The sequence below is a fragment of the Glycomyces sp. YM15 genome, from assembly GCF_016918015.1.
Lineage (GTDB): Bacteria > Actinomycetota > Actinomycetes > Mycobacteriales > Micromonosporaceae > Glycomyces.
The window spans coordinates 157498-176253 of the sequence record NZ_JAERMK010000007.1; the positions used below are offsets into that span (position 1 = coordinate 157498).

At 70.4% G+C, this 18756-nt stretch carries 16 protein-coding genes; 6 read left to right on the plus strand and 10 right to left on the minus strand.

Going from position 1 to position 18756, the window contains the following annotated elements:
* Nucleotides 1-101 precede the first annotated feature (101 nt).
* Nucleotides 102-932, minus strand: coding sequence for a helix-turn-helix domain-containing protein (locus JHY01_RS10230; RefSeq protein ID WP_205325533.1), 831 nt, complete (start codon nucleotides 930-932; stop codon nucleotides 102-104).
* A 126-nt stretch (nucleotides 933-1058) separates the two neighbouring features.
* Between JHY01_RS10230 and JHY01_RS10235 the strand changes: the two genes are divergently transcribed.
* Nucleotides 1059-1805 (plus strand): NADPH-dependent F420 reductase, encoded by a 747-nt coding sequence (locus JHY01_RS10235; protein WP_205325534.1) that lies wholly within the window; start codon nucleotides 1059-1061, stop codon nucleotides 1803-1805.
* A 27-nt stretch (nucleotides 1806-1832) separates the two neighbouring features.
* On the opposite strand, the gene JHY01_RS10240 is transcribed toward JHY01_RS10235, so the two are convergent.
* The 3 genes from JHY01_RS10240 to JHY01_RS10250 are packed head-to-tail and all read right to left on the minus strand — an operon-like array spanning nucleotide 1833 to nucleotide 4638.
* Nucleotides 1833-3206 carry an FAD/NAD(P)-binding oxidoreductase gene (locus JHY01_RS10240; RefSeq protein ID WP_205325535.1) on the minus strand — a complete coding sequence of 458 codons (1374 nt, stop codon included), beginning with the start codon at nucleotides 3204-3206 and terminating at the stop codon, nucleotides 1833-1835.
* Entirely contained in the window at nucleotides 3203-3460 is a 258-nt protein-coding gene (locus tag JHY01_RS10245) for a (2Fe-2S)-binding protein (protein ID WP_205325536.1), read from the minus strand. The genes JHY01_RS10240 and JHY01_RS10245 overlap by 4 nt, the downstream gene beginning before the upstream one ends.
* Nucleotides 3457-4638: an FAD-dependent oxidoreductase gene (locus JHY01_RS10250; protein WP_205325592.1), complete on the minus strand. Its 1182-nt coding sequence runs from the start codon at nucleotides 4636-4638 to the stop codon at nucleotides 3457-3459. Before JHY01_RS10250 ends, JHY01_RS10245 begins: the two co-directional genes overlap by 4 nt.
* 148 nt (nucleotides 4639-4786) lie before the next feature.
* On the opposite strand from JHY01_RS10250, the gene JHY01_RS10255 reads away from it, so the two are divergent.
* Both JHY01_RS10255 and JHY01_RS10260 read left to right on the plus strand, forming a co-directional pair.
* Nucleotides 4787-5422: a GNAT family N-acetyltransferase gene (locus JHY01_RS10255; protein ID WP_205325537.1), complete on the plus strand. Its 636-nt coding sequence runs from the start codon at nucleotides 4787-4789 to the stop codon at nucleotides 5420-5422.
* 41 nt (nucleotides 5423-5463) lie between these two features.
* Nucleotides 5464-5655: a hypothetical protein gene (locus tag JHY01_RS10260; protein WP_205325538.1), complete on the plus strand. Its 192-nt coding sequence runs from the start codon at nucleotides 5464-5466 to the stop codon at nucleotides 5653-5655.
* On the opposite strand, the gene JHY01_RS10265 is transcribed toward JHY01_RS10260, so the two are convergent.
* A complete protein-coding gene (locus JHY01_RS10265) occupies nucleotides 5639-6217 on the minus strand; it encodes a GNAT family N-acetyltransferase (RefSeq protein WP_205325539.1) in 579 nt (192 codons plus the stop codon). The genes JHY01_RS10260 and JHY01_RS10265 overlap by 17 nt on opposite strands.
* Nucleotides 6218-6484: 267 nt before the next feature.
* Complete coding sequence (locus tag JHY01_RS10270) at nucleotides 6485-8389, minus strand: translation factor GTPase family protein (protein WP_205325540.1); 1905 nt, start codon at nucleotides 8387-8389, stop codon at nucleotides 6485-6487.
* A 180-nt stretch (nucleotides 8390-8569) separates the two neighbouring features.
* Here JHY01_RS10270 and JHY01_RS10275 point away from each other — a divergent pair, with 180 nt between their 5' ends.
* On the plus strand, nucleotides 8570-9760 hold the full coding sequence (locus tag JHY01_RS10275; protein ID WP_205325541.1) for a serpin family protein: 1191 nt from the start codon (nucleotides 8570-8572) through the stop codon (nucleotides 9758-9760).
* Between the two features lie 78 nt (nucleotides 9761-9838).
* Here the strand turns inward: JHY01_RS10275 and JHY01_RS10280 are convergent, their stop codons facing one another.
* Nucleotides 9839-10783, minus strand: coding sequence for an alpha/beta fold hydrolase (locus tag JHY01_RS10280; RefSeq protein WP_205325542.1), 945 nt, complete (start codon nucleotides 10781-10783; stop codon nucleotides 9839-9841).
* Between the two features lie 105 nt (nucleotides 10784-10888).
* On the opposite strand from JHY01_RS10280, the gene JHY01_RS10285 reads away from it, so the two are divergent.
* Both JHY01_RS10285 and JHY01_RS10290 read left to right on the plus strand, forming a co-directional pair.
* Nucleotides 10889-11851 carry a YafY family protein gene (locus JHY01_RS10285; protein ID WP_275889742.1) on the plus strand — a complete coding sequence of 321 codons (963 nt, stop codon included), beginning with the start codon at nucleotides 10889-10891 and terminating at the stop codon, nucleotides 11849-11851.
* Nucleotides 11852-13327: 1476 nt separating this feature from the next.
* Nucleotides 13328-14524 (plus strand): serpin family protein, encoded by a 1197-nt coding sequence (locus tag JHY01_RS10290; protein ID WP_205325544.1) that lies wholly within the window; start codon nucleotides 13328-13330, stop codon nucleotides 14522-14524.
* A gap of 75 nt (nucleotides 14525-14599) precedes the next feature.
* Here JHY01_RS10290 and JHY01_RS10295 read toward each other — a convergent pair whose 3' ends face one another.
* Genes JHY01_RS10295 through JHY01_RS10305 form a run of 3 tightly spaced genes read right to left on the minus strand, consistent with a single transcriptional unit; the run spans nucleotide 14600 to nucleotide 18707 of the window.
* Nucleotides 14600-15235 (minus strand): hypothetical protein, encoded by a 636-nt coding sequence (locus JHY01_RS10295; protein ID WP_205325545.1) that lies wholly within the window; start codon nucleotides 15233-15235, stop codon nucleotides 14600-14602.
* Between the two features lie 41 nt (nucleotides 15236-15276).
* Complete coding sequence (locus JHY01_RS10300; RefSeq protein WP_205325546.1) at nucleotides 15277-17016, minus strand: ABC transporter ATP-binding protein; 1740 nt, start codon at nucleotides 17014-17016, stop codon at nucleotides 15277-15279.
* Nucleotides 17013-18707 carry an ABC transporter ATP-binding protein gene (locus JHY01_RS10305; RefSeq protein ID WP_205325547.1) on the minus strand — a complete coding sequence of 565 codons (1695 nt, stop codon included), beginning with the start codon at nucleotides 18705-18707 and terminating at the stop codon, nucleotides 17013-17015. Before JHY01_RS10305 ends, JHY01_RS10300 begins: the two co-directional genes overlap by 4 nt.
* Nucleotides 18708-18756: the final 49 nt, after the last annotated feature.

An 18756-nucleotide genomic window follows, 5' to 3' on the forward strand; every position in this document is an offset into this window, starting at 1 on the left:
AGGCGTACCGTACGCAATCCTGGGAGCGAATGTCAACCCGAGAACCCGGCATCGGCGTCACGCGGACGCCGCACCTGGTGCGCGCCGCCGAGGCGGCCTCGCTACACGCCGCCGAGTGCGCGCAGGGCCTTCTCGGAGGCCGATCCCGGTTCGGCGGCGAAGAGGTCCAAGCCGTAGCAGGAGGGCCGGTCGGGCAGCGCGATGCGCTCGGCGTGCAGGGTCAGCTCGCCCGCGACCGGATGGTGCAGCACATGGGTCCGGGTCCGCGTCTGCGCCACCGGGTGCTCGGCCCACATCCGTGCGAACTCCGCACTCGACTCGAGCATGTCCTCGAGATGCGCGGCGATCTCGGCACTCCCGCTGAAGCGTCCGAACAGGAAGCGCAGGTGCGCCACGTGGTCGCGCGCGACCTGCTCCCAGCCGGCCCCGTGCAGCTCCCGCGCGCCCGGCTCGGTGAACAGCAGATGCGAGAGCGTGCGCCGGTCCTCGGGGATCGCGGCGAGATCGCCGAACACCGCGACCGCGAGGTCGTTCCAGCCGACGAGCTCGGTCTGCGGCCCCACCAGCAGCGCGGGCGTCAGCGGCAGCGACTCCAGCAGGAACCGCAGGCCCTCGGGCACCGCCTCGGGGTGCTTGAACCCCGAGCACGGGCGCGGCCGCCGCGCGATCGCATGGAAATAGGCCAGCTCGTCGGCGTCCAACTGCAGCGCCGCCCCGATGGCGTCCAGCACCTCGTCCGAGACGGACTCGCCGTTGCCCTGCTCCAGGCGCGTGTAGTGCGCGATGCTCACGCTCGCCAACCGGGCCAGCTCCTCACGCCGCAACCCCGCGACCCGACGCACCCGACCGTAGTCGCGCAGCCCGACATCGACAGGGCGCAGTCGTGCCCGCCGAGATTTGAGGAACTCACGCAACTCGGTCCGGTTGTCCATGGGCGCAACCGTACCCGCCGAGGGTGATCACGCCGTGAGTACGCAAGCCGGAGTCCTGGCAGGCCCGCCGCGGACCCCTCAGGCTGTTCGACGGAAAGCCTCCATCCGCACGAACGGAGTACAGCAGTGCAAGGAACCATCGGATTCATCGGCAGCGGCATGATCGGCGCCGCCATAGCGGGCCTGGCCGTCAAAGCCGGATACGCGGTCGTCCTCAGCAACTCGCGCGGCCCCGAGACCCTCGCCGGACTCGTCGCCGACCTCGGCCCCAACGCCCGCGCGGCCACACCGGCCGAAGCCGCCCGCGACGCCGACCTCGTCGTGCTCGCCGTCCCGCTGACGGCCCTCGACCGGCTCCCCGTCGACGCGCTGGCGGGCAAGACCGTGATCGACACGGGGAACTACTACCCGCAGCGCGACGGGAACCTGCCCGAGCTCGACACCGACGAACTCACCTCCAGCGCACTGCTGCAGCAGCGCCTGCCCCGGTCCCGAGTGGTCAAGGCCTTCAACAACATCGCGTTCAGCCTCATCCCCGCACTCGCCCGGCCCACGGGCGCGCCCGACCGCAGCGCACTCCCCATCGCGGGCGACGACGCCGCCGCGAAGCACGAGGCCGCGCGGCTGCTGGACGTCCTCGGCTGGGACACCGTGGACACCGGTTCCCTCGCCGAGAGCTGGCGCAGCGCGCCGGACACGCCGGTGTACGTGGTGCCCTACCTGGGGGAGACGCCCGCCGAAGGCGTCCCCGACTTCCTCGCCTGGGTCGCGCGGATCCCCGGCACACCCGTTCCCGCGGACGCCGTCGCGAAGCTCATCGACGCCGCCGTCCGCCTCCCCGCAGCCGAGACGGAACTGCCCAACCGCGCCTGACACGGCATCCGGTCGGGCACTGCATCGTCAGTACTCGACGCCCAGCGCCCGACCGGACTCCTCGGCGTCGACCGGCGTCTCCACGGGCTCCTCCTCGGCCAGCTCCGCCAACCGGATCGGCGACGCGATCGGCCGCTTCGCGAAACCGGTCCCGTCCACGCCCACCAGCTCGGCCACGTTCCGGCCGCACACCCGGCCCTGGCACAGGCCCAGTCCCGCACCGCTCACGAGCTTGAGCGAGCGCACCCCGCCCACGTCCCGCTCGTCCACGGCCCGGAACAGCGCGCGCTTCGTGACCTCCTCGCACCGGCACACGATCGTGTCGTCGCGCAGCCAGTCATGCCAGCCCGACCGCACCGGGTACGCCGCGTTCAACGCCGCCGCGAACCGACGGCCCGACCGCACCCGCGCCATCGCCCGAACGGGGGGCTCGACCGCCGCGCCGACGAACTTCGCCGCCGCGGCACCCGCGACCGTGCCCTCGGACGCCGCCAGATCCGCCCCGCCGATGCCCGTCAGCTCCCCGGCCGCGAACACCCCCGGAGCCGAAGTCCCCTGCGCCGCATCGACGACCACGAACCCGTCCTCGACCCGGCACCGCGCCGCCAAAGCCAGCTCCAACTGCGGCGTGAACCCGAACCCGACCGTCACCGCGTCCGCCTCGAGCCGCCGCTCCGAACCCGGCACGGGATTCCACAGGGCATCGAGCCGCGCCACCGTCACCGACTCCACGCACTCGCTGCCGTGCGCCTCGATCACCGCGGTCCGCGACCGGTACGGCACCCGGTGCCTGGCCAACGTCCCCGCGTGCCGCACCAGCTCACCGCTCTTCGACCAGCCCGCGAGCGCCCCGACAGGGTTCACCAACCACCCGGTCACCGCCGCGTTCGCCTCCGCGACCTCCACGACCCGCGCGCCCACGCCGATCAGCGACGCCGCCACCGGCAGCAGGAACGGGCCCGTCCCGCCGACCACGACCCGGTCGCCCACCGCCACACCCTGGCCCTTCGCGAGCGCCTGCGCCGCACCGGCGGTGTACACCCCCGGCAGGTCCCAGCCGGGGAACGGCAGCGCGCGGTCGTAAGCGCCCGTGGCGAGCACGAGCGCCCGCGCCTCGACCGCCCGGCCCCGCCGGGCCGGTCCGTCGGCCGGCCCGACCCGCAGATGCACGCGATGCCCCCCGTCGACCGGCTCGATCGCCCACACGGCCGCGTTCGCCACATGCTCCACATTCGAGGGCAGCTTGAACCGGTCGCCCGGCGCGAGCGCGTCCTGCCGGAAATACTGGCCGCCGAGCTTCGCGCCCGCGTCGACCAGGACCACCTCGACGCCGTGCAGCGCGGCCGCACTCGCCGCCGCCATCCCCGCCGGGCCCGCGCCGATCACCACGATGCGCCTCATGACGGCAGCTCCGCCCCGGCCTGCGTGCGGATCTCATCGCCTTCGGCGACCACGCGCTGGCACGCCCGCACATCGGGCACGCCGTTCACGCTCACCAAGCAGTCGAAGCACACCCCGATGCCGCAGAACAGTCCCCGTGGACGGTCCCCGCCCCGCGTGGTCCGCCACGAGCGGATCCCCTTCGCCAGCAGCACCCCCGCGACGGTCTGGCCCTCCTCGGCCTCGACCTCCACGCCGTCGAACCGCACTCTCACGTCCGCACCTCCGCCATCACCGCAGGCCTGTCCACCCTGAACCGGGCCGGGTCCACTTCGGGCTCGCGCCCGCACATCAGATCCGCCAGCAGCCGCCCCGTCGCCGGAGCCAGCCCGATGCCCGCGCCCTCGTGCCCGGACGCGTGCCACAGCCCCGCGAACCGCGGGTCCTCACCGATCACCGGCAGGTGGTCGGGCGTGTACGGCCGGAAACCGCCGTACGTCCGCATGACCGGCACGCCCGCCAGGACCGGGAACAGCTTCACCGCGCTGCGCGCCAACCGCCGCAGCACCTCGACCTGCAGCGCCTCGTCGAAACCGACGCGCTGGCGGCTCGAACCGATGAGCACCGTGCCCGTCGCGGTCGACTCGACCACCGCCGACACCTGCAGATCCACATGCGAACTCGCAACGGCCGCAACGTAATCGGCGGCATAGACCTTTCGGCCCACCACGTGGGGGAGCGGGGCCGTCACCAGGACCATGCCCCGGCGCGGCAGCACCTCGATCGGCGCGCCCGCCGCGACGCTGAAATGCCCGGCCCACGGCCCGCACGCGTTCACGACCGCGCCGCACCCGATCGTCTCGTCGCCGATGCGCACCCCCGCGACTCTCCCGGAACCGTCGAAGACCAGGCCGCGCGCCTCGGTCCAGCCGCGCACCTCGCCACCCCGGGCGCGCACGGCCGCGAGCATCGCCGTGGCGGCGAGCACGGGCTGCAGCTGCGCGTCCCCGGGGTAGTGGACCGCGCCGGCGATGTCCTCGGTCAGGTACGGCTCCATCGCGCGGGCCTCGCCGGGCGTCAGATCGACCGCTTCGACGCCGACTGCGCGCTGCGCCTCGGCGAGGATCGAGAGCGGCCCCATGGCGTCCCGGTCGGAGGCGACCACCAGGCCGCCCTTGGGCTCCCATTCGACCCGCGCGACCTCGTCGCCGAGCTCGGCCCGCAGCGACTCGATCAGCTCGGGCCACCGCCGCCGCGATGCGACGGCCAAATCCAGTTCCGGCCCGGGGGCCTTGTCCGACAGGAGCACATTGCCCTCGCCCCCGGCCGTGGTCCCTCCGGCGGGGGCGCCGCGGTCGACCACGAGCACGCGCATGCCGGCGGCGCTGAGCGCCTCGGCACACGCGGCACCGATGATCCCGGCCCCGATCACGACGACGTCAGCGGTCTCGATCCGACTCACCTACCCCTCCGAACTTGCACGATCAGAGAGTATGCCCGCGTTCCACCCCTTCTACACGGTGGTCCGCGGACCGGTCCGCCGCTCCCGCAGCATGAAACCCGCGCGACCGGGCCCGCTCCCGCCCCTACCCTTGACGTCCATGGAACCGCTGCTCAAAGGCCCCGTTCTCCAAGGCGACCGCGTACGCCTCGAACCCCTCGAACACCGCCACGCACCGGACCTCGCAGCCGCCGCCGAGGAGGACCGCGACCCGTACCGGTTCACATGGGTGCCGCGAGCCGGCGAAGTCCACGACTACATCGACCAGCAGCTCGAACGCCACGCGCAGGGCAGACTCGCCCCCTACGCCCAGATCGACCTCGCCACCGGCCGCGCGGTCGGCGCGACCGCCTTCTGGGACCCGCGCTCGCTCCCCGACCGCGGCCTGTACGCGATCGAGGTCGGCTTCACCTGGCTCGCCGCCTCCGCCCAGGGCACCGGCCTCAACACCGAGGCGAAGCTCCTGCTCTTCCGCCACGCCTTCACCGCGTTCGGCGTCGAACGCGTCGACCTCAAGACCGATGCCCGCAACGCCCGCTCCCGCGCCGCCATCGAAGCGGTGGGCGCGACCTTCGAAGGCGTCCTGCGCAACTGGTCCCGCTCCTGGGCCCCCGGCGAAGACGGCCGCCTCCGTGACTCCGCCATCTTTTCGATCACCCGACCGGAATGGCTCGAAGTCGAAGCGGCCCTTGAGGAACGCCTTGCCCGCATCAGCGAACGCGCCGATCGGACCTGAACACCGGGAGACCGCTGTGGTGAGTCCCGGCGGGAGCCGGGTTGGCCGTCCTCTGGTGGACACCGGCCCTGACCGCCACCTCGGTGCAGGCGGACGGCTGGCTCAGCCTCGAACACGTCATCGTCGGCGCGCTGGTCGCGGTGGCGACCGCCGCGTTCACGGCGGCCAGGCTGCGGCTCCCGCTGTCCGCGCTCTCCTGCGTGACCGGCACCCGCGTCATGAGTGCCGGATGAACTCGATCGTCCCGCCGCAGATCGTGCCTCCCGCCTTCTCCAGCAGCGCTCTCGAAGCCGGATTCGCCGCATCGCTCTCGGTGACCACCTCGGCGTGACCGCGTTCCCGAAGCACCCGGTACGCTACGCCGAGCAGGGCCGCCGCGACACCACGACCTCGGTACGGCCGCGCTGCACCGACGAAGCCGAGGCGCGGACCGTCATCCATCATCCAGACCCGCACCATCCCGGCGAAGCGCCCGGCCGCGGGATCCCACGCGACCGGATAGACGGCCGGATCGTACGCGGACCCGCCATGCTCTTCCGCCCAGAACGCGGCGCTCGAACGCCAGCCGCGCAGCCCCGGAACGTCGCCGCGCATTTCGTCGTCGAAGCGTCGCACCGCATCCATGCCGAAGCGTTCAGGCGGACCGATCGTGAACTCGGCCAGCGCCTCGTCGCTCCACTCGGCAGCCGTCGCGACCGGCAGCGTCCAGTCGTGCTCGTAGCGCTCGCCCACGAAACCGGCGGCCGCGAGCCGCCGGTGCATCCCCTTCTCATCAACGTCCGCCAGCGAGTACACCGGCCGGTCCGGGGGGGGGGGCGGGGGGGCCCCCCCCCCGCGGGCGCCCCCCCCGGGGGGGCGCCACCCCCCCCCCCGCCTGTTCGACCCCGGGCGGGGCCGGGCCGGTCGCGTCGCCCCCCCCCGCGCCCCCCCCCGACTCGATCGGATCGAACCACACGAACCGCTTCCCGTCCGGACGGTCCCACACGTGCGCGGTCCCGACCCGGCCCGACCCGTCGCGGGCTTCCCATCGGTCCTCGATCCGGACGACTTCCAAGGCGATCCCTAACCTCTCCTCGGCGGCGTGCCGTACACCGCCCGGTACTCGGCGAACTCGGTCGTGAACAGCGCCAGGCCCTCGGTGATGCCCGGCAGGCGCCGCTCGACGCCGTGGACGGCCTCGGTCGGCATGAACCCCGAGACATAACCGGTGGTCTCGGTCGAGAACTGGCCCTTGATGTTCGACCGGGCCTCGCCGAGCGTCTTCAAGACCGCGTTGCCGGTTCCCGCAGGGAACTCGACGTGGAAGCTGTTGACCGGCTCGCAGACTACCGTGCCCGCCTCCTTGAGCATCCCGTCGAGGAGGAACGCGGTGACCGCCCGGAAGTCGTTCGCCGTGCTCGCCTTGCCGATGTAGCCGGTCGCCGTCAGCTCGACCCGGCAGTCGGTGACCACCCAGCCGTACAGGCCGCGCCGCAACACCTTGTGCACGGTCTCCTCGACCGCGTTGCGCAGCGCTCGCGTCAGTGAACCCCGCTCGACCTCGAGCGCATACCGCAGACCCGAGCCCGGCTCGCCGGGTTCGAGCCGCAGGCCCACCGTCGCGAGGTGCGGCGTCTGCTGCCAAGGCCCCATCTCGTGCAACGCTTCGACCGTCCGGACCGGACGCTCGATGTGGATCGCCCGCGTCTCCTCGAACTCGACGGCGATGCCGAACTCCTCGTCGAGGAGCGAGGCCACGACCTCCTTCTGCACCTCGCCGTAGAGCCGGACCGCCATCTCCTCCGACAGCTCGTCCAAATGCGGGTCGACGAGCGGATCGCGCTCGGCCAGGCTCAGCAGCGCCCGGTTCAGCGGGATGCGGTCGCCGGGATCGGCCGGTCGAACCACCGTCTCCAGCGTCGGCGGCGTGAAGAACCCGCCGCTCGCCAGCGCCTCCTTCGACCCGATCGCGTCACCGATACGGACTTCGGTGAGGCCCCTGACCTTCGCGATGCATCCCGGCTCCGCTACGGCCGTCACCGTCTCCGTACCGGTCGCGAACACCTCGACCCCGGTCACCTTGCCCTCGAACGACTCGACGGTCCCGTCCACCCGGCGGAAGGTCGTGAGCTGCTCACGCGGCGCGATCCGCCCACTGTGCAACCGGAGGTACGCGACCTTCTGACCCGCATGGCCGTGCTCCACCTTGAACACCGTCCCGACCGGCTCGCCCTCCGGATCCCGTTGCGGGACCGGCAGATAACGCCGAATCCCCTCAGTCAGGGCCGCCACCCCCGCGCCCGTCACGGCCGACCCGAAGAACACCGGGTGCGCCCGGCCCGCCCGCACCTGCGCCGCCAGCTCCGCCTCGCAGTCAAGCACCTCGGGATCGTCGAGGTACGCGGCCAGGAACTCGTCCGAGCCCGCGGTCAGCATTTCTATCGCCTGATCGGTGAACACCGGGTCGCCGAACGCGAACGGCTCCACGGCGGCGTCCCCGCCACCGATATCGCGGACGGTGCCCATCGGCAGCAGCCGCGGGCTGAGCATCTCGACCAGGTCCCGCAGCAGGTCCGCCTCGCGCGCACCGCGCCGATCGACCTTGTTGACGAACAGGAGCGTCGGCACCCCGAGCCGCTCCAACGTTCGGAAGATGACGCGCGTCTGCGCCTGCACACCCTCCACGGCCGAGACCACCAGGACCGCGCCGTCGAGCACGCGCAGCGCCCGCTCCACCTCGGCGATGAAGTCGGTGTGACCGGGGGTGTCGATGAGATTGACGGTGAGATCGTCCAACCGGAACGCCACCACCGCCGACTGGATGGTGATCCCGCGGCGCCGCTCCAAATCCATGGAGTCGGTCTGCGTGCTTCCGGAGTCGACGCTGCCGACACGGTCGATGATGCCCGCGTTGAACAGCAGCCGCTCGGTCAGGCTGGTCTTACCGGCGTCGACGTGGGCGAGAATCCCCAGATTCAGATACGACATTGCAAGTCCTCGAGAGTGAGTTCGACTGGAATCGGCTGAAGCACTCCGAGGCTTGGCGCATTGCGATCTCCTTCTGCAACGAGGACTGACACGTCTGACCCGACGATGTGCCCGAGGGTAGAACCGCTGCCGGGGCCGCGCAAGCGAATTAGCGCGCATGCGGCCGCTAGCATCCGGGGCATGGAGCAGACCACCCTGCAGGATGCCCTGACCGCCGACGAGGTCACGGCCGCCAACGAACTCACCCGGCGCTGGCTCACCGGCCGCAGCGAAGTGCCCGCCGTCGCCTCGGGCCTCGGCATCTGGCCGCTGCTCGCCGTCCTCGCCACCGGAGCCGTCGAAGCCACCCTCGACGAGCTGCTGGAAGCCGCCGGGATCGACATCGGACAGGCCGCCGGCCTCCCCGCCGCACTCATCGACGCCGTCCGCTCGGCCCCCGCCCTCAACCTCGCGCTGGCGGCCTGGGCCGGTTCCCGTGTCACTCTCGACCCCGAGTGGGTCGCGGGCCTGCCCGCCGAGGCCATCGGCTCCCTCACCGGGAACCCCTCGATCGACCGGCCCGTCCTCGACGATTGGGCCGATCGCAACACGGGCGGCCTCATCAAGAAGATGCCGATCAGCCTTGATGAAGCGATCGAACTGCTCCTCGCCAGCGCCCTGTCGGTGCGCACCAAATGGCGGATCCCGTTCCTGGAATGGCACGGGCCCTTCCAAAGCGGCCCTTGGCAGGGCCGAGGCAAGCCCCTCTCGGCCACCTACTACGAGGAGGTACTGCGCGTCAGCGAGGACGCGGCGGTGCTGACGGTGCCGGGGAACGATGACATCGACGTGTTGCTGGCGCTCGGCCGCGAGGAGCTCTCGCCCCAGGCGGTCATCTCAACCCTCATCGACGCCATCGCCGATCCCGAGTGGGGCCGCCCCGCAGGCAAACTCGACACGGACGCGCCCTCGATCGGGATCATCTTCCGCGACTATCAGGCGCCTCAGCCGCAGACGACCCCCGAGACCGACGCCGTCGTACCCGCGTTCAGCGTCGACAGCGACCTCGACCTCCTCGAAGACGCCGCCTCGCTCGGCCTGGAACTCGCTTCGGACGACGAGTTCGCCCAGTTCGACCGCCTTGCCGCCCAACGCCTTTATGTCAGTCAGGCCAAGCAGGCCTGTACCGCGGTCTTCAGCGCCACCGGTTTCGAGGCCGCGGCGATCACCGCATTCGGCATGGACTGGATGGGCTCGGCCCCTCCCGAGCTGACCTATCGGCACCGGCGCGCGGTGATCACCTTCGACCGCCCCTTCGCCTACCTCGCCCGCCACCGCCCCTCAGGGCTCATCCTCATCGGCGGCTGGATCGACAACCCTACGAACCTCTGACAGAGTTCCGAACAGTGGAGTCGGAGCGGCCCTCATCGCCTACGAGGCCGGACTCCGCCCCGACCGGTAACACGAGCGCTAACGGTTGACCTGATGTTCCAACCATTTCAGCATCGCTCGGTTGGTCTCCTCCGGCTTCTCCTGCTGGATCCAATGACCGCAATCCAGATTGACCACTGCAACGTCGGGCACGAACGCTGTCAGATTCTCAGACCTCGAGATCGGATCCCGGTCGCCGAAGATCATGAGGGTGGGCTGACGGACGATCGGGTCCACATCTGCCAGCAGCCGCCAGTTGCGGTCCAAGTTCCGGTACCAATTGATACTGCCCGTGAACCCCGATGATTCGAAGGCCGAGACGAAGACGGCCAGTTCGTCGTCGCTCATGACGGGCTCGCCGAGTGGTGTCGCGGCTCTGGCGAGATTGATCAACGCCATACCCGGCTGCGGCTCGGTGTGGGGTTCGTTCTTCCGGTACATGTTGCGAAGGAACTGGAGAGTGTTGCCCTCGAACACGGCGTCCGCGACGCCCGGCTGCCGATTGAAATGGACGAAATAGAAGTCGCCTCCGAACACGGCTTCCAAGAACTCGATCCAGGGCTGTTCTCCGCGCTCCTGATAAGGCAGGCTCAGGTTGATCACCTTGTTCACTCGGTCTGGATGCAACAAGGCCAGTCCCCAAACGACCATTGCTCCCCAGTCATGGCCCACGAACGTGGCGTCTTCGTATCCGTAGTGATCGAGCAGCGCGACGAGATCGCCCGTCAAGTGTTCAATGTCGTAGTCGGTTACTCCGTTCGGACGGGATGAGTTGCCGTAACCTCGCTGATTCGGGACGATGACATGGTAGCCGGCTGCGACCAGGGCAGGCACCTGATAGCGCCAGGAGAAGGCATGCTCCGGCCAGCCGTGGCACAGCACAATGGGTGTACCTGTGTTTCGACGGCCTGCTTCGAACACTTCGAGGTCCACCCCGTTGACCGAAATGACGGTGGGCTCGGGAAAATCGGTGGGATTGAACATTGCATTTCCTCCATTGCTTTTCGAGGCGGTCGGGAGATCCGGCTGCCACCACCGTAAGACGCATTGCGGACAAGATCGGTCCTCGGTAGGTGGCAGACTGAGAAAATGCGGAAAGATCCCACCGGTCGGGCACTGCAACTGCTCTCGCTCCTCCAGACCCATCGGTTGTGGCGCAGTGCCGAACTCGCCGAACGCCTCGAGATCACGGAGCGAACGGTGCGCCGTGACGTCGACCGACTGCGCGATCTCGGCTATCGGGTCGATGCCACGCCGGGGAAGCATGGGGGCTACCGGCTTGCAACGGGGGCGCACCTGCCGCCCCTGGTCCTCGACGACGGCGAGGCCGTCGCACTAGCCGTCGGGCTGCGCTACGCCGCGGAGGCCGCCATTGTCGGGATGGAAGAGACTTCGCTGCGCGCCCTGACGAAGATCGAGCAACTCCTGCCCCATCGACTGCGCCGACGGGTGTCGACGCTGCATTCGAACGTCGCTTCGATACGGCGGGAAGCCGACGACGACATCATCGATCCCGAAGCGCTCAGTGTGCTCGCCGCGGCGTGTCGAGACCGTGAGGAGGTTCGTTTCGACTACCGACGACACGATGGCGACAACAGCCGACGGCTCGTTGAACCGCACCAACTCGTCACCGCCGGCCGACGCTGGTATCTCGTGGCATGGGACCAACAACGCCGCGACTGGCGCACGTTCCGTCTGGATCGGCTCCGAGAGCCCCAGCCGGCGGGCGGTCATTTCACGTCCCGCCAGATCCCAGGAGGCGATGCGGCGAGCTTTCTTGCAGGCTCACTCGGCTCGATACCGCGACTCTATGAAGCGGAGATCGCCGTCAACGCCGCGTTCGCCGAACTCGAGAGTGCGCTCCGATGGGTGGACCACACGCCGATCGAGATGGAGGCGGACGCTTGTCGCGTCCAGATCCGCAGCGAGGATCTCGGCCGACTTGCCATGACCGTCGCCCGCATTGCGCTCACCGCCCCGGTGGCCGTCATCGAGCCAGCAGAACTCGCCGACACGGTCAGGCGGCTCGCCGCGCACCTCACTGAGCCGTAACGCGCAAGGAGTTGACTATGAAGTGCCGGTCAGTGTGCGGCCGTGGACTCGCCCCCGACCCTGTGTGGAAAGGCTCAGCGACGGCGAGGCCAGGGGCCGCATCGGTGTCGGGGGCCGGTGCGGTCAAAGATCGCAGCGCGGTCCGGACGAGCCGGTGTGATTGCTACGGTCGCCGTCGCGCGCTCGGCGATATTTTCGATTCCGCCACAAGTGATCAGCGACGGGACGACAGGGCCGATCCGAAAGCCGACAGCCGGGATAGGGCGGGGGTTCGGCCCGGCTTCAATCCGTCAACAAGGAATGGCGGGGCGGGGTTCGGGGTTGCGTGCCCGAATTCGGGTAGGGATTGGGTTCGGGTGTAAACCGGCAGCGAGGGAAGGGTGGGCGAGGCTCCGGCGGTGTGTCGCCGGGGCCGGGCCGGTGGTCGCTTCCGGCAGGGCCGGGTGGGTCCGGCCTGATGCCGCAGCGGCGGGGCGGTCGGCGGCACGGGAGCGGTCAGCCGCCGAGTTCGGCTCGGTTGCGCTCTTGTCCATGTCCATGTCCATGTCCGTGTTCGTGTGCATGGTCGTGTCCTCATGCGCCTGGTCGCCTCCTTCCCGCTGCTCTACTTGCTTCCCTCGCTGGCCCTGCTGGCCCTGCTGGTCTTGCTGGTCTTGCTTCGGCTTCCGGTTCCGGCCCTTCGGCTTTCACCTGGCCGCGCGCCGTCCCTGCCGGGGCGGATGTGGTTGCCTGCCGTCCCTGAGGGAGTGGTGCGGCCTCCCGGTGGATGCCGGTGGCTTGCCCGGTGGTTGCCGGTGGCGGGTTCGCCTCCCGAGGATCGCTTGCCGTTCTTCGGGGTCCGTCCTGCAGTCGCGCGGGCTTGCGGGCGCGGCGCTGCCGGGACGGGGTGGTGTTCGCCATGGACGTGCTTGCGGTGTCGCCGTACCGAGTCCTCTATTCGCTCGGTGTGGCCTCACCGCTGACGCTGGCGGGTCGTGCTCGGATCGCGTATGCCGTCGTGTACGGCATCGCCTGCTGGTTGGGGTGATCCCAACTAGGATCGTCCACCCAGTCACGGCCCGTCGGGGGCGCGGACAGCTGCGGGCGATGGCACGGGGGTGAGATCGGACGCCTCCAGTGGAGGAGCACCCTGGCTTGCGGGGTCGTCGCCTCGAAACAAGTCGGTTTGTCGGATCGGCCAGAGGCTTGTCGTAGTCTGCTTACACCTACCCCGACACCTGTACAAGTTTCCTGTCCCTGTACGTGCCTCAAGTATCCCTCATGCAGCCCCCGACTGTCATCACCCACAGGTGGAGAACCTCCTCATGTTCCGCACCCCGAATCCGACCAGAGCTCCTGCGCCCCAACCCGAAACAGACCCGCTACCCGACCAACCCACCCCACCCATTCACCACCTCGTCGCTGCCAGGTTTGACCTCGAACTCACGGCCCCACAGTGAGACGCCCCTGGTACCGAGAGGCACTAGCATCCATGGCATGGGCACCGAGACGACGATTCAAGACGCGCTGACTGCGAGCGAGATCAAGGCCGCCAACGAACTCACTCGGCGGTGGTTCGCCTCCCGGGAATCGATCCCGGCCGTCGCCTCTGGTCTCGGCATCTGGCCGCTGCTCGCCGCGCTCGTGACCGGCGCGGTCCACGAGACCCGCAACGAGCTGTTGGCAGCCACCGGCCTCGATGCCGATCAGGCCGCCAAAATGCCCGCAGCCCTGCTCGAAGCGGTCCGCGCGACCCCCTCGATCCGCCTCGCTCTCGCGCTCTGGGCCGGAGCTCGGGTCACGCTCGATCCTGAATGGATCGCGGGTCTGCCCGTGGAGGCGGTCGGGTCGCTCACCGGCGACGCCGCCGCGGACAAGGCCGTCCTCGACGCATGGGCCTCCCGGAACACCGGCGGACTCATCGAGCGGATGCCGCTGGATTTCAGCCGGCCGATCGACCTCGTCCTCGCCAGCGCCCTGTCCATTCGAACCACCTGGCGCACACCCTTCGAAGACTCGAGCCGCGCCTTCAACCAAGGCCCATGGGCCGGTCTCGGGCGCTGTCGCGTCCTCACCGCGACGCTGAACGACGACGTCCTGCGTGTCGCCGACAACGCCTCGGTGCTCACGGTCCCCGGCGACGGCGACATCGACGTGCTCCTGGCCCTGGGGCGCGACGGCCTTGCGCCGCAAGCGGTCATGAACGTTCTCATCGATGCCGCGACCGATCCCGTCTGGGGCCGCTCGTCCAACGGACTGTCGCCGGGGGAGCGGGCCACGGGCGTGGAGGTCACCGAGTACCAGTCCATGCGACCGCAAGCCGGTCCGGAGGTCGAGGTCCAGACCGTCCGTTTCAAGCTCGACGCCGATCTCGACCTCAGCGACGACGCCGACGCGCTCGGCCTCGTCACCGCCTCCGACGCGGACCGCGCCCGCTTCGACCGCCTTGCGGCCGAACCGGTCTACGTCACCCAGGCCAAGCAGACGGCGATGTCGGTCTTCAGCGCCACCGGTTTCGAGGCCGCCGCGGTCACTGCGATCGCCATGACGCGTGCCGCGGCCTTCGCGAAACCCAAGCACCGTCACATACGCGCCTCGATCCGCTTCGACCGACCCTTCGCCTACCTCGCCAGACACCGGCCGTCCGGCCTCATCCTCATCGCCGGATGGGTCGACGAGCCCGAGCTGGACTAGCGCATGTGCTGCGCATCAGATCGGTCGTTATCCCATCCGCCGGCCCGCACGCGTCCCAGCGGCGCCGAGATCGCCCTAATCCTCGTCCAGGGGCGCGCCGTGCCAGGTCCAGTCCGGGCCCCGCTTCGCGTGCCCCGCGAGCTCGCCGCGTCCCGTGGCCCACAACAGGGTCGGCCACGGATCGGTGTCCGCGGGAGCCTCGGGGAACAACCGCGCCAGCGCCGGGGCGACGAGGTCGGCCGGTGCCTCGAAGTCGACACCGAGCCCCTGGGTGAGGTCGAACGCGTGCGCGAGCGTCTCGACCACGCCCATGGCGGCGAAGCCTTCGGGGTCGGCGGTTCCCCAGATGTGCCAGGCCCGTGCCGACGCCGGTCGGGCGTCGACCACCGCCGCGACCAAGCCGCCCATCATCAGCAGGGCCTCGATCCCGGCTTCGGGGCCGGACTCGCGGTCGGTGATGATCGGCAGCGGCTGCTCTCCAGGCCGCTGCCACACGATCGTCGGACGACCCTGGAGGTACGGCACCTGCGGGGCGAGTCGCAGCGCATAGGAGAACAGGCCGTTGTTCAAGTGGTCCAATGCGTCCCAGCAAGAGCAGTCCATCGGCCCGGCCTGATCGTCCCAGGCCTCGGCGGGGGCGTTGCGCAGCGCGCCAGCCGTGAGGTCAACGGCCCGTTCCACATCGGGGCCGGTCACAAGGGTTCTGGTCATCTTCGGACCCTAACCGCCTGCCGCGAACCGGGCAACCCGAATCAGTCGCCCTGCCACGCATGCCAGAGCGCCGCGTACACCCCGTCCGCCGCGAGGAGCGCGCCGTGCGGGCCCTCCTCGACGATCCGGCCGTCCTCCACGACCGCGATCCGGTCCGCTGAGGCGGCCGCCTGCAGCTGGTGCGCGATCGCGATGACCGTGCGGCCCGCGAGCGCCGCCGCCAGCGCAACCTCCACATTGCCCGCACTGGCTGGATCGATGCCGGCCGTGGCCTCGTCGAGGATCACGATCGGCGGGTCGGCGATGACGACGCGCGCCAGCGCGATCTGCTGCGCCTCCGCCGTGGTGAGCCTGCGGTGCTCCGGGCCGAGCATCGTGTCGAGCCCGGCGGCGACGGCCCACCCGGCGTCGACCCGCCGCAGCGCCTCTGCCAGCCGCGCGTCGTCGGCGTCGGGCGCGGCGAGGATCAGGTTCTCGCGCAGGGTCGCGGTGAACACATAGTGCTCCTGGGTCACGAGCACGACGCGGCGCCGCAGTTCCTCGACCGCGATGTCGCCGACCGGGACGCCGCCGAGCGTCGCGTGCCCGGTCCGGGGTCGGTCGATCCCGGCGAGCAGTCGCGCGATCGTGGATTTCCCCGCCCCCGAAGGGCCGACGACGACGAGCCGTTCGCCCTGCTTCGGGCGGAGGCTGAGGCCGTGCAGCACGTCAGGGCCGTCGCCGTACCCGAACGTCACCGTGTCGAGTATCAGTTCGTTCCCGTCCGGGACGGCCTCTCTCGGCGCCGCTTCGATCAGGCCGACTCCCGTGATCCGCGCGAGCGCCGCCGAACCCTGCTGGAATTCGCTGAGCTGGGTCATGACCCCGTTCGTGGGGTTGGCGATGCGCACGACCACGGTGATCGCCGCGATCGCCGTGCCGAGGCTCGGGCCGCCCTCGAGGTACCAGAGCCCGGCGGCGGCGATCGTCAGCACGAGCTGCAGCCGGTTGAGCCAGAGCAGGAGGAAGAAGAACTCGACCTGGAGCCGGATGAGCCGCTTGAACCGCTCGAACAGGGTCGCTGCCCGCGCGTAGCCGAGCACGCGCCGATCCTCTTGCATCGCCAGCGCTGCGACGGTTCGCGCGCCGCTCCCGGAAGCGGACAGCGTCTCGGCGGCCTCGCTCATTGCCGCGCGCTGCTCGGTGAACACCCGGCTCGCCTGCCGCAGGTACCGGCGCGCCGCCAGCAGCAGCGGCGGCAGCGTCACCAGTGAGACCAGGCCCAGGAGCGGGTCCACGACGAAGAGCGCGGCGTACAGCACCAGCACCTCGATGAGGGAGGTCACGATCGCGGGCCCGTTGTCCCGCAGCAGGTCCGCCACCGTGTTGACGTCTGCGGCCGTGCGGGTCCCGAGGTCGCCGCGTCCGGCCTGCTCGACCCGGTCCAGCGGCAGTCCGAGCACGCGGGCCACGACGTCCTCCCGCAGCCGCGCCGCCGCCCGCTCCCCGAACCGGTAGCCTGCGCGCCGGCCCAGGCGGCTGAGCACGAACTGGACGGCCACGCAGGCGACGATCACACCGCACACGAGGTTGACGTCGCCCGCGCCCCAGCCCGCACCGATGCCGTCGACGACCCGGCCCAGCAGCACCGGGACGGCGACGCTGAAGGCGGCCGCGAGGGTGTACATGACCAGGACCTGCACGGCCGGGCCCTTGTCGGCGGCGAGCAGCCCCAAGAAGGCGCGGCGCACCTGCGACGGGCTCGCGATCGGCAGGCGCGCTCGAACGTCGGTGGCGCTCATGCGGACTCCTCATGAGCGGTGAGGCGGCGGTACTCGGGGTCGGACAGCAGCTCGGCGTGCGATCCGGTGGCGTTCACTTTGCCTTCGACCATCCACACCACCCGGTCGGCGTGGACCAGCCACAGCGGCGACGCCGTCACCACCAGCGTCGACATCGACGCACGGGCGGCCGTCACGCGCGCGGCGATGAGCGACTCGGTGTGCGAGTCCACGGCCGAGGTCGGCTCCACGGCCAGCAGCGTCTGCGGCGCGGCCGCGAGCGCGCGGGCGAGCCGCAGCCGCTGGCGCTGGCCGCCCGAGAGGTTTCGGCCGCCTTCGGCGACACGTCCGTCGAGTGCGGCGCCGAGTCCGCTGTACACGTCTGCGGCACAAGCGGTCTCGATCGCGGCGAGCGCCGCTTCCGGTTCGACCCGCAGGGTCTCGGCCAGTGTCGCCTCGAAGAGGTAGTCCTCGTCGGTGAGCAGCATGATCCGCTCCCGCACGTCAGCGAGCGCATACGCCTCCAAGGGCTTCGGGCCCCAGACCGCTTCGGAGTCGCGGTATCGGGCCAGCCGCTCGCAGGCCTCCGTAGCCGGTGCGGTCTCGGCGGTCACCAGCACCGTGAGTCCGTTGTCGGGGACCGCTAGGCCCGAAGCGGGGTCGCGCAGCTCCCCGCCCGCGCCCGGCAGCGTCCCCTGGTCGTCCACATCGGTCCCTACGGCGAGGAAGCGGGTGAGGCGGCCTGCGGCCACCCAGCTGGCGACCAGGTAGTTCGCGGAGATGATGAAGTTCCCCGAGACCGCGATGAAGATGGTCGCGAAACTGAACGCGGAGGCGAGACCTCCGATGGTGAGCGCGCCGTCCAGGACGAGGAGCGCGCCGACCCAGGTGATGGCGGCGACGAACACGATCGGCATCGAGTGTCGCAGGGCGTGGATCCACGAGCTCGAGTTCGCCACCGCGTAGCCGCGTTCGCGCAGCGCCGTCGACTGCTCCCGGTACCGGTCGGTGAACAGCAGGTCCCCGCCGATCCCGCGGAGCACCCGCAGGCCGCCGACGATGTCGGCCGCTTGGGCGGTGAGGCCGCCGATCATGTCCCGATAGTCGGCCTGGCGGCGCTGGAGCCGTTTGAGGAGCGGCCCGGCGATGAGCGCGGTGACGACGCTCCCGGCGATGACGATGCCGCCCAGCAGCGGGTGGATCGACCACACCAGGGCGGAGCCGATGGTGAACATGGCGAAGTTGTTGGTGAGGAACCCGATCTCGGTGACCGTGTGGGCGGCCTTGCGCATGTCCTCACTGGGCAGGTTCACCAGCTCCCCGGCCGAGACGCGCCCGCGCACGCCCGTACCGGCGGTGTTGAGGTGGTCGGTGAGCCGCCGCACGATGACGCGCTGGCTCGCGGCGTCGGCGGTGTTGAACCGCCGGAATCCGAGCACCCAGAACGTCGGCTGCGCGGTGACGGCGATGCCCATGAGCGTCAACCAGAATGCGAGCGCACCGCCGTCGCGGGCGATGAGGCCATCGTCGACGACCCGGCCGAGCATCCACAGTTGCGACATCGAAGCGCCGCCCGCGAGCAGGAACAGCAGCGAGCCCAGCGCGATGCCGCCGGCATGCGGCCGTGCAAGACCCGTGAGGAAGCGCAGCGGCCTCGGCGACGCCTGCGAGTCGTGAACGTGCGGGGTCGGCGGCCGTGGTCTGGAGGGCATGGGACCCAAGCTTACCGGCCGACCGGTATCGCGGAAACCGCTTAAACCG

What these genes read in the sequence shown, in the direction of transcription:
- JHY01_RS10230 (WP_205325533.1), bottom strand. Translation starts at nt 932, where the DNA reads ATGGACAACCGGACCGAGTTGCGTGAGTTCCTCAAATCTCGGCGGGCA.
- JHY01_RS10240 (WP_205325535.1), bottom strand. Translation starts at nt 3,206, where the DNA reads ATGAGGCGCATCGTGGTGATCGGCGCGGGCCCGGCGGGGATGGCGGCG.
- JHY01_RS10255 (WP_205325537.1), top strand. Translation starts at nt 4,787, where the DNA reads ATGGAACCGCTGCTCAAAGGCCCCGTTCTCCAAGGCGACCGCGTACGC.
- JHY01_RS10270 (WP_205325540.1), bottom strand. Translation starts at nt 8,389, where the DNA reads ATGTCGTATCTGAATCTGGGGATTCTCGCCCACGTCGACGCCGGTAAG.
- JHY01_RS10275 (WP_205325541.1), top strand. Translation starts at nt 8,570, where the DNA reads ATGGAGCAGACCACCCTGCAGGATGCCCTGACCGCCGACGAGGTCACG.
- JHY01_RS10280 (WP_205325542.1), bottom strand. Translation starts at nt 10,783, where the DNA reads ATGTTCAATCCCACCGATTTTCCCGAGCCCACCGTCATTTCGGTCAAC.
- JHY01_RS10285 (WP_275889742.1), top strand. Translation starts at nt 10,889, where the DNA reads ATGCGGAAAGATCCCACCGGTCGGGCACTGCAACTGCTCTCGCTCCTC.
- JHY01_RS10290 (WP_205325544.1), top strand. Translation starts at nt 13,328, where the DNA reads ATGGGCACCGAGACGACGATTCAAGACGCGCTGACTGCGAGCGAGATC.
- JHY01_RS10295 (WP_205325545.1), bottom strand. Translation starts at nt 15,235, where the DNA reads ATGACCAGAACCCTTGTGACCGGCCCCGATGTGGAACGGGCCGTTGAC.
- JHY01_RS10300 (WP_205325546.1), bottom strand. Translation starts at nt 17,016, where the DNA reads ATGAGCGCCACCGACGTTCGAGCGCGCCTGCCGATCGCGAGCCCGTCG.
- JHY01_RS10305 (WP_205325547.1), bottom strand. Translation starts at nt 18,707, where the DNA reads ATGCCCTCCAGACCACGGCCGCCGACCCCGCACGTTCACGACTCGCAG.